Source organism: Flavobacterium succinicans (assembly GCF_001662485.1).
GTDB lineage: Bacteria > Bacteroidota > Bacteroidia > Flavobacteriales > Flavobacteriaceae > Flavobacterium > Flavobacterium succinicans_A.
On the sequence record NZ_JMTM01000017.1, the window covers coordinates 499,860 to 515,136 of the forward strand.

General features: G+C 36.4%; 14 protein-coding genes. 10 read left to right on the plus strand and 4 right to left on the minus strand.

Annotation, left to right across the window (positions count from 1 at the left end):
• Positions 1–13: 13 nt before the first annotated feature.
• The 4 genes from FLB_RS04380 to panB all read right to left on the minus strand — a co-directional run bounded on the left by FLB_RS04380 (position 14) and on the right by panB (position 3,649).
• Positions 14–745: a nitroreductase family protein gene (locus tag FLB_RS04380; protein WP_064714730.1), complete on the minus strand. Its 732-nt coding sequence runs from the start codon at positions 743–745 to the stop codon at positions 14–16.
• Positions 736–2,064, minus strand: coding sequence for an aldehyde dehydrogenase (locus FLB_RS04385; RefSeq protein ID WP_064714731.1), 1,329 nt, complete (start codon positions 2,062–2,064; stop codon positions 736–738). The genes FLB_RS04380 and FLB_RS04385 overlap by 10 nt, the downstream gene beginning before the upstream one ends.
• Before the next feature lie 71 nt (positions 2,065–2,135).
• The gene (locus tag FLB_RS04390) at positions 2,136–2,825 is read right to left on the minus strand and encodes an RluA family pseudouridine synthase (protein WP_064714732.1); all 690 of its coding nucleotides are present in this window, start codon (positions 2,823–2,825) and stop codon (positions 2,136–2,138) included.
• Positions 2,826–2,830: 5 nt separating this feature from the next.
• Complete coding sequence (gene panB, locus FLB_RS04395) at positions 2,831–3,649, minus strand: 3-methyl-2-oxobutanoate hydroxymethyltransferase (RefSeq protein WP_064714733.1); 819 nt, start codon at positions 3,647–3,649, stop codon at positions 2,831–2,833.
• A 212-nt stretch (positions 3,650–3,861) separates the two neighbouring features.
• Here panB and FLB_RS04400 point away from each other — a divergent pair, with 212 nt between their 5' ends.
• The 10 genes from FLB_RS04400 to FLB_RS04445 all read left to right on the plus strand — a co-directional run bounded on the left by FLB_RS04400 (position 3,862) and on the right by FLB_RS04445 (position 15,262).
• Positions 3,862–4,293, plus strand: a complete 432-nt coding sequence (locus FLB_RS04400; RefSeq protein ID WP_064714734.1) for a hypothetical protein — start codon at positions 3,862–3,864, stop codon at positions 4,291–4,293.
• Positions 4,294–4,326: 33 nt separating this feature from the next.
• Positions 4,327–5,667: a sigma-54-dependent transcriptional regulator gene (locus tag FLB_RS04405; protein WP_197488935.1), complete on the plus strand. Its 1,341-nt coding sequence runs from the start codon at positions 4,327–4,329 to the stop codon at positions 5,665–5,667.
• Positions 5,668–5,862: 195 nt separating this feature from the next.
• A complete protein-coding gene (locus FLB_RS04410; protein WP_064714736.1) occupies positions 5,863–6,144 on the plus strand; it encodes a hypothetical protein in 282 nt (93 codons plus the stop codon).
• 113 nt (positions 6,145–6,257) lie between these two features.
• Positions 6,258–6,335, plus strand: coding sequence for a K(+)-transporting ATPase subunit F (kdpF, locus tag FLB_RS14230; protein WP_157490539.1), 78 nt, complete (start codon positions 6,258–6,260; stop codon positions 6,333–6,335).
• Positions 6,336–6,464: 129 nt separating this feature from the next.
• A complete protein-coding gene (kdpA, locus tag FLB_RS04420) occupies positions 6,465–8,186 on the plus strand; it encodes a potassium-transporting ATPase subunit KdpA (RefSeq protein ID WP_064714738.1) in 1,722 nt (573 codons plus the stop codon).
• Positions 8,187–8,197: 11 nt separating this feature from the next.
• Positions 8,198–10,285 (plus strand): potassium-transporting ATPase subunit KdpB, encoded by a 2,088-nt coding sequence (gene kdpB, locus FLB_RS04425; RefSeq protein WP_064714739.1) that lies wholly within the window; start codon positions 8,198–8,200, stop codon positions 10,283–10,285.
• A 61-nt stretch (positions 10,286–10,346) separates the two neighbouring features.
• Complete coding sequence (locus FLB_RS04430) at positions 10,347–10,901, plus strand: K(+)-transporting ATPase subunit C (protein ID WP_064714740.1); 555 nt, start codon at positions 10,347–10,349, stop codon at positions 10,899–10,901.
• 111 nt (positions 10,902–11,012) lie between these two features.
• Entirely contained in the window at positions 11,013–12,092 is a 1,080-nt protein-coding gene (locus FLB_RS04435; RefSeq protein WP_231891039.1) for a porin, read from the plus strand.
• A 304-nt stretch (positions 12,093–12,396) separates the two neighbouring features.
• Entirely contained in the window at positions 12,397–13,524 is a 1,128-nt protein-coding gene (locus tag FLB_RS04440) for a sensor protein KdpD (protein ID WP_064714741.1), read from the plus strand.
• Positions 13,525–13,543: 19 nt separating this feature from the next.
• On the plus strand, positions 13,544–15,262 hold the full coding sequence (locus tag FLB_RS04445; protein ID WP_064714742.1) for an ATP-binding protein: 1,719 nt from the start codon (positions 13,544–13,546) through the stop codon (positions 15,260–15,262).
• Positions 15,263–15,277: the final 15 nt, after the last annotated feature.

A 15,277-nucleotide genomic window follows, 5' to 3' on the forward strand; every position in this document is an offset into this window, starting at 1 on the left:
TTTTTATGGTTGATTATAATTTAAAATAGACTTGATCGAAAGGGACTCTAAAGCGTTCGCCATAGATACCGTTTTCATCACGGATTCCGCAGCCAAGGATCATATTGATTTCGCTGCTGCTAGGTAATCCTATGATTTCTTTTACTCTTAAGGAATCAAATCCTTCCATGGGACAAGTGTCGTAATTTATTGCTGCCATGCTAATCATAAAGTTTTGAGCAGCCAAAGCAGCGCTTTTGTGCGCTACGATTCGCATATCGCTTTGTCGTGCTTGTCTGTAAATGGGTTTAAATAAACCAATACATTGAAAAGCTACGTATTTTATTCTACCAAGAATTCCCCAAAAATCGGTATAAATCGTTGGGATAATTTTTTGGTAATAGTTCAAGGCAAATTTTTCTCTTTTTGTATAGTCGGATTCCTTTTTGTCTCCGAATTGTGTTTTCAAAAAGGCAATATTCGCTTCTTTTCTTTTTCGCCATAAATCTTTTCGTGCTACCACAATCACCAATTGATTGGCTGTTTTTGCGGCATTTTGATCAAAACTAGCTTTGGCGATTTCTTGTATTTTATCAGGATTTATGATATGATAAAATTCCCAAAGCTGCATATTGCTGCTAGTGGCTGCCAAAGTGGCTAATGCAATACATTGTTTTACTTTTTCTTCATCAATGGCCTCTTTTTTAAAAACACGAACAGATCTTCGGTAGTGAATGGCCTCACTTACTGTTTTTTCTACAGCCATTGTAATAGTTTTTTTATAGATTGTAATTTGTCTTTGTAAGGGGCATATCGCATGGGTAAATCCAACCAGTTTGCTTTCTTAACGATTCCTTTTTTATGTGAAAAAACATCAAAACTTAATCGACCGTGATACGCTCCAATACCACTATGACCTACACCTCCAAAGGGTAATCTTTGGTTAGAAAAATGCACCACAGTATCATTAATGCATCCGCCACCAAAAGAATATTTTTTCATGATTTCTTTTCCAAAAGCCTTATCTTCTGTAAATACATATAGCGCTAGTGGTTTTTCATAATTAGCTATTATTGCTTTTAGTTCATTTGGATCATTATAAGTAAGCAATGGTAGTAAAGGACCAAAGATCTCGTCTTGCATGACTAAGCTATCCAATGAAGTTTCTTCAATAAGGGTAGGGGCAATATAACAATCTTCAATATCCGATTCACCACCAATAAGGACTTTTTGTGAGTCAATCATATTGACCAATCGGAGCCAGTTCTTTTCATTCACAATTCTAGCAAAATCAGGAGATTTTTGTGGGTCTTCTCCGTAGGCTTTTTGAATTTCAATTTTCATATAGTCAACAAAATGACTTTTCATGTCTTTTTGTATAAGGATATAATCGGGAGCAATACAAGTTTGTCCTGCATTGATGAATTTGCCCCAAACAATTCGTTTTGCAGCAAGTTTTAAATTGGCAGTTTCGTCGATGATGCAAGGGTTTTTTCCGCCTAATTCTAAAGTTACTGGAGTCAAATGTTCTGCCGCAGCTTTGGCCACCACTTTACCTACGGGTACACTGCCCGTAAAAAAGATATAATCCCAGCGTTGCGATAAGAGTTTTTGAGCGACTTCAACGCCACCGTTTTCTAATTTTACATGACTTACGTGAAAAACTTTTTCAATTATTTTTTTAATTACTGCTGCCGTATTTGGCGTTAGCTCCGATGGTTTTAGAACCACCTGATTTCCTGCCGCTACAGCGGATACTAATGGACAAAGTGCCAATTGAAAAGGATAGTTCCAAGGAGCAATAATTAATACTTTCCCGTAAGGTTCTCTTAAAATATAATCAGTGGAAGGAAAATTTAAAATAGAAGGCCATATCCTTTCTGGTTTAGCCCATTTATAGAGATTTTTTATAGTGTCTTTTAGTTCTGTAATGACATAATTAGTTTCTGTCAATACGGCTTCAAAAGCGGGTTTTTTGAAATCATCATACAGCGCTTGTACGATTTCGTCTTCTAGTAACACAATAGTATTGAGTAATTTTACTAATGTTTCTTTTCTAAAAGCTAAACTGGTTTTGTAATTCATTGCTACAGTGATGAAATTAGGTACTGCAAGTTAATTTTTAAAAACTTAAAAAAGAATTTTTTTTACAAAAATCAAATGGCTTTCCAAATAACATCGTCAGGAACGGGCGCTGTAATTGATAACGGTTCCTTTGAAACGGGATGAACAAAGACCAATTTTCGGGCGTGTAAATGGATGCCGCCATCAGGATTGCTTCGGTCAAAACCATATTTCAAATCGCCTTTTATTGGACAATTTATTGCAGCTAATTGCGCTCTAATTTGGTGATGTCTTCCAGTGTGTAGATTGATTTCCAAAGCGAAATAGTTCGTGAGTTCTTTGATAATGGTATAGTCCAAACTCGCCAATTTGCTATCAGGAACTTCTTTGGTATGTGCTTTTGAAGTATTGTTTTTTTCGTTTCTTTTGAGGTAATGAACCAATTGGGCTTGCGGTTTTTCGGGTTTATTCTTAACCACAGCCCAATAGGTTTTTTTAGTTTCTCGGTTGCTAAACAGTTCATTCATTCGGGTCAACGCTTTGCTGGTTCTAGCAAAAACGACAATTCCCGTTGTGGGTCTGTCTAACCGATGTACAATGCCCAGAAAAACTTCTCCAGGTTTGTTGTATTTTTCTTTAAGGTATTCTTTGACTACTTCCGAAAGCGGTTTGTCGCCTGTTTTATCTCCTTGTACCAAATCGCCCACTCGTTTGTTCACTACAATCAAATGATTGTCTTCGTGAAGGACTTGAAGATTGTTTTTGGTAGAGATAATTTTCATTTGGATTAGTACTGTTCGTTAGGGTTAGGGAAATCTTGCGATTTTACATCGCTTACATAGCTACTTATAGCTGTGGTCATTTGCTCATACAAATTCAAATATCGACGTAAGAATCGTGGACTGAATTCGTTGTTCATTCCCAACATATCGTGAATTACCAATACTTGTCCGTCAACGCCACCACCAGCACCAATTCCGATAACAGGAATAGAAATGCTTTTGGCTACTTTTTCAGCTAAGTGCGCAGGTATTTTTTCAAGTACCAAAGCAAAACAACCTAATTTTTCTAGCATTTGAGCATCTTCGATTAATTTTTCAGCTTCAGCTTCTTCTTTGGCTCTTACCGTATAAGTTCCAAATTTATAGATAGATTGTGGGGTTAAACCCAAGTGTCCCATTACTGGAATACCAGCATTTAATATTTTTTTGATGGATTCTTTAATTTCTTTTCCTCCTTCTAATTTTACAGCGTGTCCTCCACTTTCTTTCATAATTCGTATAGAAGAACGCAGCGCTTCTTTTGGGTCGGATTGGTAGCTACCAAAGGGTAAATCAACTACTACTAAAGCTCGTTCTACCGCTCTAACAACAGAAGAAGCGTGATAAATCATTTGGTCTAGAGTAATTGGCAAAGTGGTTTCGTGACCTGCCATCACATTGGAAGCAGAATCGCCTACTAAAATAACATCAATACCAGCGGTATCAACTATTTTGGCCATAGTGTAATCATAAGCCGTAAGCATTGAGATTTTTTCGCCATTGGCTTTCATCTCAATTAAGGATTTGGTCGTAATTCTTTTGTAATCTTTTTTGGCTACTGACATACCTTTTGTGTTTAATTTTGGGTGCAAAAGTACTAAAATTGTATAGGTTTCTGAGTACTATCTTCTTTTTATATTTTTTCTTGTAAGCCGTCTTTATTTAAAAGGAGGTAGATTTCTTAAATCCTTTTTTATTTTCTTATTTTACTACTCTTTAAATCTTCATCTCTTAAAATGAATGTTAGGAGATTCAAAACGTTATAAATAAAATTAGTATGCGAAAATTTATTGTAGGAATGTTGGTGTTGTTCGGAATGACTACCCAAGCTCAAAATCTGGAAGTGCAGCAAACCATAGAAATTTTTTTCAAGGGATTTCACTCTAGAGATTCTCTTGCGATTCAAAAAGTGTGTTCCGATAAAATGGGTTTGCAATCAATAGCAGAGAATGCGAAAGGCAGTCAATTTTCAACACAAACGGCTGCAAAATTTTATAAATCCATCGCTTCAATCCCCAATACAATGCAGTTTGAAGAGCGATTATTAGGTCATACGATTCATATAGATGGCGTTATGGCTATCGATTGGATGCCTTATGAATTTTATGTCAATGGGAAAAAAAGCCATTCGGGTGTCAATGTTTTTACGTTGTATAAAGACAATGGCCAATGGAAAATTGTAGCGATTATCGATACAAGACGAAAGTAAATACAGTAATTTTGCTTTTTTAATTCACTACCTATTTTGAAAAAAATCCTAATTATAGACGACGAAGAAAAACTACGCGGTTTACTCGCTCGCATCATAAAATCTGAAAATTTTGACGTTTTAGAAGCAGGTGATCTAAAATCTGGTTTGAAAAAACTAGAGCAAAATGCCATCGATGTGGTGCTGTGCGATGTCAAATTACCCGATGGGAGCGGAGTCGATTTTGTGCCTCAATTAAAAAAAGCAGATCCGTTAGTCGAAGTTATTTTGCTTACTGCTTATGGTAATATTGCCGATGGTGTGCAAGCTATGAAAAACGGTGCTTTTGATTATATTGTCAAAGGCGATGACAATGACAAAATTATTCCGCTATTGTACAAAGCGCTAGAAAAAGTGGCGCTACAGAAAAAAGTGCAACAATTGGAACAACGCATTGGAGCACAATTTTCTTTTGAATCCATACTTGGAAAATCCAAAGCTTTGGAGCAAGTTATTGAATTGGCTAAGAAAGTAGCTCAAACCGATTCTACGGTTTTGTTAACTGGTGAAACGGGAACTGGGAAAGAAGTTTTTGCGCAAGCCATACACGAAAATAGCAAGCGCGTAGGTAAATCCTTTGTAGCGTTGAATTGCAGTACTTTTGGTAAAGAAATTTTAGAAAGTGAGTTGTTCGGTCACAAGCAAGGGGCTTTTACTGGGGCGCTAAAAGACAAAAAAGGATTCATTGAAGAAGCCAATGGAGGGACACTGTTTTTAGACGAAATTGGCGAAATGCCACTTGAGTTGCAAGTCAAATTATTACGGGTTTTAGAAACCAATGAATACATTCCTTTGGGAGACACTACTCCAAGAAAATCCAATTTCCGATTGATTGCGGCGACCAATCGTGATTTGAAACAAGAAAGTGAAGCGCATCATTTTCGTTCGGATTTGTATTTCCGATTGAATATTTTTGAAATCCACCTTCCGCCATTGCGAGAGAGAGTGAAAGATATCACCGTTTTAACTTCTTTTTTTGTGGCACAGTTTGCCGAAAAAACCAATAAGAAAAAGCTACATATTGGTGCCAATTTTATCCAAAAATTAGAGGAGTACCAATGGCCTGGAAATATACGCGAATTGAAAAATGTGATTGAGCGTTCGGTGATTTTGGTCAATGGCGATACCTTGACGCAAGACGTTTTACCTTATGAGATTCAGCACCAGCAAGAACATTCTAATAAAAGTGCCTCGGCTTTGGCAATGCAAACCATCGAAAAAGGGCATATTCAAAAAGTATTAGCTTACACCAAAGGCAACAAAGCAGAGGCGGCAAGATTACTCGAAATTGGAATTGCCACTTTGTACCGAAAAATTGAAGAATACAAGCTGTAAAACTGCCCTTATCTAGTTCAGTAATTAGCATACAATCCTATCATTTCAATAAAAGCTTATCATTTTGATAGGCTTTTTTTATGTCCTATTCCAAGGGATTTTTTGCAATCCTTTTGTTAACAATGTTTTAGAGTGTTTGGTGTTTTTTCGGAACAACTTTTGGCATAAGCACAGCACAACATAAAAATCATTGTTATGAAAAATCAGATTACCAATGTATACAAACAAGCCGAACGTTTCGCAGCGATTACCAAAACGGCTATCATTTTAGGAAATATTTCAAGGGCTAAAAAATGTCTTTCGGTGGCTGAATCTCTTTTTGTTTCAGGAACGAAAGAAACTCAAAATGCCATTTCGAATGTCTATGTATTTTCTATTTCCCAGTTTATGGAACTGCGTCACTGTAGTATCTCGAACTTTTTCCCGCCATTGTTAAAGGCGGAATATGTTAAACAAATCAATACTTCAGGAGTTTAAATCTAATCTAAATTTTAATAAAATGATAACCACTATTCTTTTACTCGCTTTAGGCGCTTTGCTCTTTGCGATTTGTTTTAAATCCGTCGAATTCTTTGAAAAAATCTAAAATTATGACCACACTATTTATTGTCGCACTTGCCGTATTTGGCTATTTGGTTTATGTACTAATCAAACCCGAAAAATTTTAAAAATGAAAAAGATAAAAACGAATAATAGACCCTTAGTAGTAGTCATTTTGGCTTGGACTTTCGCTTTTATTGTGCTTGTAGTTTTTTTTATAAAAGCTAAAAATTTATTTAATTTCTAATCAATAAAATATGAACACAGAATTTTTTGGCGTCATCAGTATTTTTATCCTCTCTATCGTTTTGGCAATTCCTGTTGGAAGATATATAGCTATAGTTTTTTTGGGAGATAAAACAATGCTTGATGCCATTTTTAATCCTATTGAAAAATTTATTTTCAAAATAAGTGGCATCAATGCTACCGAAGAAATGAACTGGAAGCAACATTTAAAAGCGCTTTTGAGTGTGAATATGGTTTGGTTTTTCCTTTGCTTTTTTGTTTTACTCTTCCAAGGTAGTTTACCATTAAATCCAGATGGAAATCCATCTATGTCTCCAGATTTGGCATTCAATACCGCCATTTCATTTGTAGTGAATTGTAATCTGCAACACTATTCTGGTGAGACAGGGCTTTCTTATTTAGGTCAACTATTTTTAATGTTCTTGCAATTTGTTTCTGCGGGAACAGGAATGGCGGCAGCTGCTATGGTATTTGTGGCTATGAGAGAAAAAACCACAGATAAACTAGGAAATTTTTACAATTTTTTCATCAAAAGTTGTACTCGTATCTTATTGCCTCTTTCTGCTATTGTTGCTGTAGTTCTAGTATTTAGTGGAACTCCAATGATATTTGAAGGAAAAGATAAAATAATGACCTTGCAAGGAGATACTGTTGAAGTTTCTCGTGGTCCCGCTGCAGCTTTTGTTGGGATCAAACATATTGGTACAAATGGAGGTGGTTTTTTTGGAGTGAATTCGGCTCATCCTTTAGAGAATCCTACGTATCTAACCAATGCGGTTGAATTGTGGGCTCAGTTAATCATTCCGTTTGCTATGATTTTTGCATTAGGTTTCTTCCTTAATAAAAGAAAATTTTCTTGGATAGTTTTCGGAGTAATGACGGCAGGGTTTTTAATGCTTGTTATACCAACAATTATAAGTGAAGTTAATGGAAATCCAGCAATCGAACGAATGGGAATTACCCAAACAACCGGCGCGATGGAAGGTAAGGAAGTGCGTTTTGGTGCTGCTATTTCTGGTTTTTGGAGTATTGCTACGACCGTAATTTCCACAGGTTCTGTGAATAGTATGCACGATAGTTCGATGCCAGTTTCAGGAACGATGCAGTTGTTGGCTATGATGGTCAATGCCTTTTATGGCGGTTGTGGAGTAGGTTGGTTGAATTTTTACATCTTTATCATCTTGGCTGTATTCATTTCAGGATTAATGGTAGGTAGAACTCCTGAGTTTCTTGGAAAGAAAATAGAAGCTAGAGAAGTGAAAATAGCTGCTTTTATCGCCATTCTTCATCCTTTGTTAATCTTGGCTGGGACGGCTTTGGCTACTTATTTTGCGGCGAATGATACTGCAATGGGCTATTGGTTTAGCGGTAATGCTACTGGTTGGTTGAATAATCCTGGTCATCACGGATTTTCAGAAATGCTTTATGAATTCACTTCGAGTGCAGCTAATAATGGGTCTGGTTTTGAAGGGTTAGGAGATAACAATCCGTTTTGGAATATTACTACAGGAATAGTGTTGTTGTTAAGCCGTTTCCTTCCTATTATTGGTCCATTGGCTATAGCAGGATTATTGGCTAATAAAAAATACATTCCAGAAAGCGCGGGAACTTTAAAAACAGATACTACCATTTTTGGTGTAATGGTTTTTGCCGTAATCGCAATTATTGCAGCCTTATCTTTCTTCCCAGCATTGGCATTAGGACCATTGGCAGAATATTTTACTTTAAAATAATATTATAAAAAATGACTAAAAATAATTCCAAATCAATGTTTGAAAGTAAGCAAGTAAAAGAAGCATTAGTGCAGTCTTTTGTAAAGCTTAACCCAAAAACAATGTTCAGAAATCCGGTAATGTTTACCGTTGAAATAGGAACTGCTATAATGCTGATAGTTTCTTTGTATGTTTTGTTCTCCCCTCCTTCGGAGGGGCCGGGGGAGGAAGGTAGTTTTGCTTACAATCTCATAGTATTCTTGATTTTATTTGCAACACTTTTGTTTGCCAATTTTGCTGAAGCGATTGCCGAAGCCAGAGGGAAAGCTCAAGCAGACAGTTTGCGAAAAACACGTGAAGAAACACCTGCTAAAAAAGTTTCAGAGGTTGGTAAAATTTATTCACACGAAATTGAAATGATTCCTTCTTCACAACTAAAAATGGACGATTTGTTTTTCTGTGAAGCTGGTGATATAATCCCTATTGATGGTGAAATCATTGAAGGATTAGCTACTATTGATGAAAGTGCTATAACTGGAGAGAGTGCACCAGTTATAAGAGAAGCAGGAGGTGACAAATCATCGGTAACAGGAGGGACAAAAGTATTAAGTGACAGAATTACGGTAAGAGTTACAACCAATCCAGGAGAAAGTTTCTTGGACAAAATGATTGCTTTGGTAGAAGGAGCAAGCCGTCAGAAAACACCAAACGAAATTGCTTTGACCATTCTTTTGGCAGCATTTACCTTAATCTTCGTGATTGTTTGTGTGACCTTGAAACCTTTTGCTGATTATGCGAATGCACCTATTACAATCGCAGCTTTCATCTCACTTTTCGTTTGTTTGATTCCAACGACTATTGGTGGATTACTTTCTGCTATTGGAATTGCGGGTATGGACAGAGCGTTGCGTGCCAATGTGATTACTAAATCAGGTAAAGCGGTAGAAACTGCGGGAGATATTGATGTGTTACTTTTGGATAAAACAGGAACCATCACCATTGGAAACAGAAAAGCAACGAATTTTTATCCTGCAAAAGGAGTATCGCAAGACGAATTTATTCAATCGGCTGTTTTGAGTTCTTTGGCAGATGACACTCCGGAAGGAAAAAGTATTGTGGAATTAAGTGAAATGTTAGATGTAAAAGGCAAAATCAAAGAAAGCATTTCACAACTTTCTTCTCACATCTCACAAACTATAAAATTTACTGCAGAAACCAGAACCAGTGGCGTAGTTTTAAGAGATGGAACCAATATTAGAAAAGGCGCTCAAGATGCAGCAAAAAATATCGTTCAGCAAGCAGGAAATATTTTTCCTGAGGATATTTCACAAACAGTTATTACAATCTCATCTAATGGAGGAACACCCTTGGTAGTTATAAAAAATAATGCCGTTCAAGGGGTGATTGAGTTGCAAGATATTATCAAAACAGGAATGAAAGAACGTTTTGAGCGTTTGAGAAAAATGGGTGTAAAAACCGTGATGGTTACAGGAGATAATCCTTTGACTGCCAAATTTATTGCCGAAGCAGCTGGTGTGGATGATTTTATTGCCGAAGCTAAGCCTGAGGATAAAATGAATTACATCAAAAACGAACAAGAACAAGGCAAGCTTGTAGCGATGATGGGTGATGGTACCAATGATGCGCCTGCTTTGGCTCAAGCCAATGTTGGTGTAGCGATGAACAGCGGAACTCAAGCCGCTAAAGAAGCGGGTAATATGGTGGATTTAGACAATGACCCAACCAAGTTAATCGAAATCATAGAAATTGGAAAACAACTATTGATGACCAGAGGAACGCTTACTACATTTTCGATTGCGAATGACGTGGCCAAATATTTTGCTATTGTTCCTGCTTTGTTCATCACAGCAATTCCAGCCTTGCAAGGGTTGAACATTATGCAATTGCACAGCCCTGAAAGTGCTATTTTATCAGCGGTGATTTTCAATGCGATTATCATTCCGATTTTGATTCCGCTAGCCTTAAGAGGAGTGGATTACAAACCAATTGGTGCAGAAGCTATCTTGAGAAGAAACCTGTTGATTTACGGTTTGGGAGGGATAATTGTGCCTTTTATTGGAATTAAAGCCATCGATTTGGTGGTGACGTTATTTATGTAAAATCAAACCTGACAGGTTTTTGAAACCTGTCAGGTTTAAAAAAACAAAAACAAAAACAAAAATGAAAAACATATTTTCAATAGTAAAATTCACCGTATTAATGGTAATTTTATTCGCTGTAATTTATCCATTGGCTATTTATGGCATTGCACAATTGGCTCCCAATAACGGAAAGGGAGAAACTATTTCAGTAAATGGAAAAGTAATAGGGTATCAAAAAATAGGTCAAAAGTTCGACAAAGCCAACTATTTTTGGGGGCGACCATCGGCAGTAGATTATAATGCCGCTGGAAGTGCTGGAAGCAACAAAGGACCAAGTAACCCAGAATATCTGGCTTTGGTACAAAAAAGAATCGACACGTTTTTAATCGTGCATCCGTATTTGAAAAAAGCGGAGATTCCATCAGATTTGGTAACGGCTTCGGGAAGCGGTTTGGACCCTAATATTTCGCCAGAAGGTGCTTTGATTCAGGTGAAAAGAGTTGCCCAAGTTAGAAAATTGTCTGAAGAAAAGGTAAAAGCTTTGGTGGAATCTAACATCAGCAAACCATCAGTAATGGGAACTTCAATAGTAAATGTTTTAGCGTTGAATGTAGCCTTAGATAAATTAAAATAAAACGTCTTTAAAAACGAAATGCCCTAGCCCAGATAGCAACGGAAATCCTTTAGTGCCAGGGTTTGGCACTAAAGATTGCAGTGAATAGCTGGATTAGCTCCTAATAAAAAAATGAATCAAGTGAATAAAATAGTAGTTACAGCTTTGTTAGCTTTTGGTTTTGCTACAGCTCAAGATAAAGAAAAAAGTCCGTTTACCTTTTCAGGTTATATCGAAGGGTATTACAGTTATGATTTTGGGAAACCCGAGAATCATACCAAATCGGGATTTATTTACAATCATAATAGGTCAAATGAGGTGAATTTGAATTTAGGAATCGCCAAAGTGAATTATTCGAAAGAGAATGTTCGCGCGAATTTTGCCCTAATGGCGGGCACTTATGCTCAGTACAATATGGCGGCTGAGCAAGACTTGTTGCAAAATGTGTTTGAAGCGAATGTGGGTGTGAAAATTTCAAAAGAACACAATCTTTGGATTGATGCGGGAGTTATGCCTTCGCATATTGGATTTGAGAGTGCGATTGGGAAAGATTGTATGACTTTGACCCGAAGTTTGGGGGCTGATAATACGCCTTATTATGAAGCGGGTGTAAAAATAGGGTACACTTCGAAATCGGAGAAATGGTATTTGGCAGCAATGTATTTGAATGGATGGCAACGTATTCAAAAAATTGATGGCAATCAAACGCCTGCTTTTGGAACTCAAGTAACTTTTAAACCGTCAGCAAGTCTATCCTTAAATTGGAGTACTTATGTTGGAAATGAACAGCCTGATGTCGATAAAAAATGGCGTTATTTCAACGATTTTTTCGCAACATTTAAAGTGACCGAAAAAGCAACTGTAATTGCTGGTTTTGATATTGGAGCGCAGCAATCGACAAAAGGAAGTAGCGATTACGATGTTTGGTACAATCCATCAGTAATCGTTCAATACAAACCCACAGACAAAATTCAGTTGGCTGCAAGAGGAGAATATTATCAGGATAAAAATGGTGCAATCATTGCAACGGGAACGCCAAATGGTTTTAAAACCTATGGTTTCTCTGCAAATTTTGATTATTTGGTAGCCAATAACGTTATGTTCCGATTGGAAGCACGAACATTAAATAGCAAAGACGATATCTTTTTGAAGAGCAATAATCCAACCAATAATAATGTATTCTTGACATCTTCTCTTGCCATTTCTTTGTAAGAGGGAAGTTGTAATCTTTTGGATGATTTTTTTTTTACCACATAGAAGACACATAGAATTTAGAGTTTCTTTTAAAAGATATAAATAGACGTTTTACTATTCACATAGCTTATCTATGTGAAAAATAGTACTATTTCTTTTTTTTCTATGTTGATTTGCTTTAATCTATGATTCTATGTGGTTAATTGTTTATTTTAAGTTGTATTTCCCCAATGGTAATGCTACTAATTATTTATTTGCCATTAAGATGTTAGTTGTTTTTAACATCTTAATGGTTTAAATACTAAGAACCAAATTGTTTTGTATGGACAATGAAAAAGAAAATAACGTTAAGCACTTTCTCGATTTAATCCAAAAATCGCGTAGAGGAAAGTTCAAGGTTTACATTGGAATGAGTGCGGGAGTAGGCAAAACGTACCGAATGTTGCAAGAAGCGCATACCTTGTTAAAGAAAGGAATTGACGTTAAGATTGGTTATATCGAAACGCATAATCGCAAAGAAACCCACGAATTACTTGACGGTTTGCCAATTATACCGCGTCGAAGTATTTTTTATAAAGGAAAGCAGCTCGAAGAACTAGATGTGCAAGCCATTATCAATTTGCGTCCCGAAGTGGTGATTGTAGATGAATTGGCGCATACCAATATTGAAGGAAGTAAAAACGAAAAGCGGTGGCAAGATGTTTTGGAGATTCTTGAAGCAGGGATTAATGTGATTTCGGCGGTAAATATCCAACATATTGAGAGTTTAAATGAAAGTGTAAAGCAGATTACCAATATAGATGTCAAAGAAAGAGTGCCAGATAATGTGCTCCGAATGGCCGATGAGGTGGTGAATATCGATTTGACTTCGGAGGATTTGATTGCCAGATTAAAAGAAGGTAAAATCTACACTGCGGATAAAATTCAAACGGCTTTGAATAATTTTTTCAAGTCGGACCAAATTTTGCAATTGCGTGAATTAGCATTGAAAGAAGTGGCGAGCCAAGTGGTTCGAAAAGTAGAAAATGAAATTCCCAAAAAAATCGCATTGCGTCACGAAAAATTATTGGCTTGCATCAGTTCTAATGATGCAACTGCCAAAATAGTGATTCGAAAAACAGCTCGTTTGGCTACTTATTACAATAGTCATTGGTATGTTTTGTATGTTGAAACGCCAAAAGAAAGTAGCGACAAAATTGCTTTAGACAAACAAAGACGCTTGATTAATAATTTTAAGCTAGCCACAGAACTAGGCGCGGAAGTAATTAAAGTAGAAAACAAGAAAATCACCGATGCTATTTTGGCCATAGTCGAACAAAAACAAATTACAACTGTTTGCATTGGAAAACCACACTATAGTTTACTAAACGCTATTTTATCAACCTCACTTTTCAGACGATTATTGAATACGCTTTCGTTATCGAATGTTGATTTAGTAATTTTATCATAATTTATAATACTAACCTAAAATGAGAATCAAAACCAAATTAAATCTAGGCGTAGGATTGCTATTTTGCTTAATCATTATCCTGTCATTGGTCAGTTCCTATTACGTTTTTTTGATAAAAAAAGACACTCAAAATATTTTAAAAGCCAACTATATCACTTTAGAATACTCTCGAAATATGCTAACGGCTTTGGATAAAATTACGCCTGATTCCGTGGGTGAAGTTGCCGTTTTTCAAAAGAATTTAGAGGCTCAAGTGGCTAATATTACAGAAAAAGGCGAGTTCGAAAAAACGATGCGACTCAAGCAAGGTTTTGCTTTTTTGAAACAAAATCTTCAGGATGAAAAGCTAAAAGCACAAATTCGAACCGATATTTATGATATTATGCAATTGAATATGAATGCCATCAAGGAAAAAGGAGCTATCGCCCAACAATCCGCCGAAAAAGCCAATTTTTGGATTGCAGTTGTGGGAACGCTGTGCTTTTTGATTGCCTTTAATTTGTTGGTCAACTTGCCCAATAATATTGCCAATCCCATCAAGGAACTTACAGCAAGTATTCAGCAAATCGCCAATAAAAACTATACTGAAAGGGTGCATTTTATGAATCATAACGAATTTGGAGACCTAGCCAATTCCTTTAATACAATGGCCGAAAAATTGCAAGAATACCACAATAGCAATTTGTACAAATTGTCTTTTGAGAAAAAGCGTTTAGAGACCTTAATCAACAATATGCACGACCCAATTATAGGGTTAGACAATGAGGGTGTGATTTTGTTTATCAATGACGAAGCCATCAAAATTATGGGCTTGAAACAAGAGGAGGTTGTCGGAAAGTCGGCTGAAAAATTGGGCTTGACGAATGATTTGATGCAATCTTTAATAGTAGATAAATCAGAAAATGAAAAAGCGCAAATAATGAAGATTTTTGCCGATGATAAGGAAAGCTATTTTGAAAAAGAGATTGTAAAAATCACTATAAAACCAACTGGAGAAGATCAAGCCATAGCCATAGGCAATGTAATTATTTTGAGAAATATTACTTTTTTCAAAGAACTAGATTTTGCCAAAACCAATTTTATAGCCACCGTTTCCCACGAACTGAAAACGCCTATTGCTTCGATAAAAATGAGTTTGCAATTGTTAGAAAATGAAAGAACAGGCATTATTAATGAGGAACAAAAATACTTGGTAGATAGCATCAAGGAGGACAGTGACCGTTTGTTGAAAATTACAGGTGAATTGTTGGAACTTTCACAAGTAGAAACAGGAAACATTCAGTTGAATATCGAAAAAAGCAATCCATACGAAATGGCACAGTACGCCACAGAAGCCGTAAAAATGCAAGCAGAACAAAAGCAAATTGAACTAGTCATTGAAGCCGATGAAAACCTGCCAAGCATCAAAGCTGATAGCGAAAAAACCGTTTGGGTCTTGATTAATTTTTTGACCAATGCCATACGGTATTCCTCCGAAAAAAGCACGATTACCATACAGTTAAAAAACGAAAATCATCAAGTTGTTTTTTCGGTAATTGACAAAGGAAAAGGAATAGATGTGCGATACAAAAACAAAGTTTTCGATAAATATTTCCAAATTCCCGGAAGTCATAAAACAGGAACAGGACTTGGATTGGCCATTTCAAAGGAGTTCATCGAGGCGCAAAACGGAACCATTGGCGTAAAAAGTGAACTCGGATTGGGTTGTACGTTTTATTTCAAATTAGGGAGTGTTTAGGAGCTAATCCTGCTG

Coding starts and splice junctions, on each gene's coding strand:
- FLB_RS04380 (WP_064714730.1), bottom strand. CDS start 745: ATGGCTGTAGAAAAAACAGTAAGTGAGGCCATTCACTACCGAAGATCT.
- kdpF (WP_157490539.1), top strand. CDS start 6,258: ATGACCACACTATTTATTGTCGCACTTGCCGTATTTGGCTATTTGGTT.
- kdpB (WP_064714739.1), top strand. CDS start 8,198: ATGACTAAAAATAATTCCAAATCAATGTTTGAAAGTAAGCAAGTAAAA.
- panB (WP_064714733.1), bottom strand. CDS start 3,649: ATGTCAGTAGCCAAAAAAGATTACAAAAGAATTACGACCAAATCCTTA.
- FLB_RS04400 (WP_064714734.1), top strand. CDS start 3,862: ATGCGAAAATTTATTGTAGGAATGTTGGTGTTGTTCGGAATGACTACC.
- kdpA (WP_064714738.1), top strand. CDS start 6,465: ATGAACACAGAATTTTTTGGCGTCATCAGTATTTTTATCCTCTCTATC.
- FLB_RS04385 (WP_064714731.1), bottom strand. CDS start 2,064: ATGAATTACAAAACCAGTTTAGCTTTTAGAAAAGAAACATTAGTAAAA.
- FLB_RS04440 (WP_064714741.1), top strand. CDS start 12,397: ATGGACAATGAAAAAGAAAATAACGTTAAGCACTTTCTCGATTTAATC.
- FLB_RS04430 (WP_064714740.1), top strand. CDS start 10,347: ATGAAAAACATATTTTCAATAGTAAAATTCACCGTATTAATGGTAATT.
- FLB_RS04445 (WP_064714742.1), top strand. CDS start 13,544: ATGAGAATCAAAACCAAATTAAATCTAGGCGTAGGATTGCTATTTTGC.
- FLB_RS04410 (WP_064714736.1), top strand. CDS start 5,863: ATGAAAAATCAGATTACCAATGTATACAAACAAGCCGAACGTTTCGCA.
- FLB_RS04390 (WP_064714732.1), bottom strand. CDS start 2,825: ATGAAAATTATCTCTACCAAAAACAATCTTCAAGTCCTTCACGAAGAC.
- FLB_RS04435 (WP_231891039.1), top strand. CDS start 11,013: ATGAATCAAGTGAATAAAATAGTAGTTACAGCTTTGTTAGCTTTTGGT.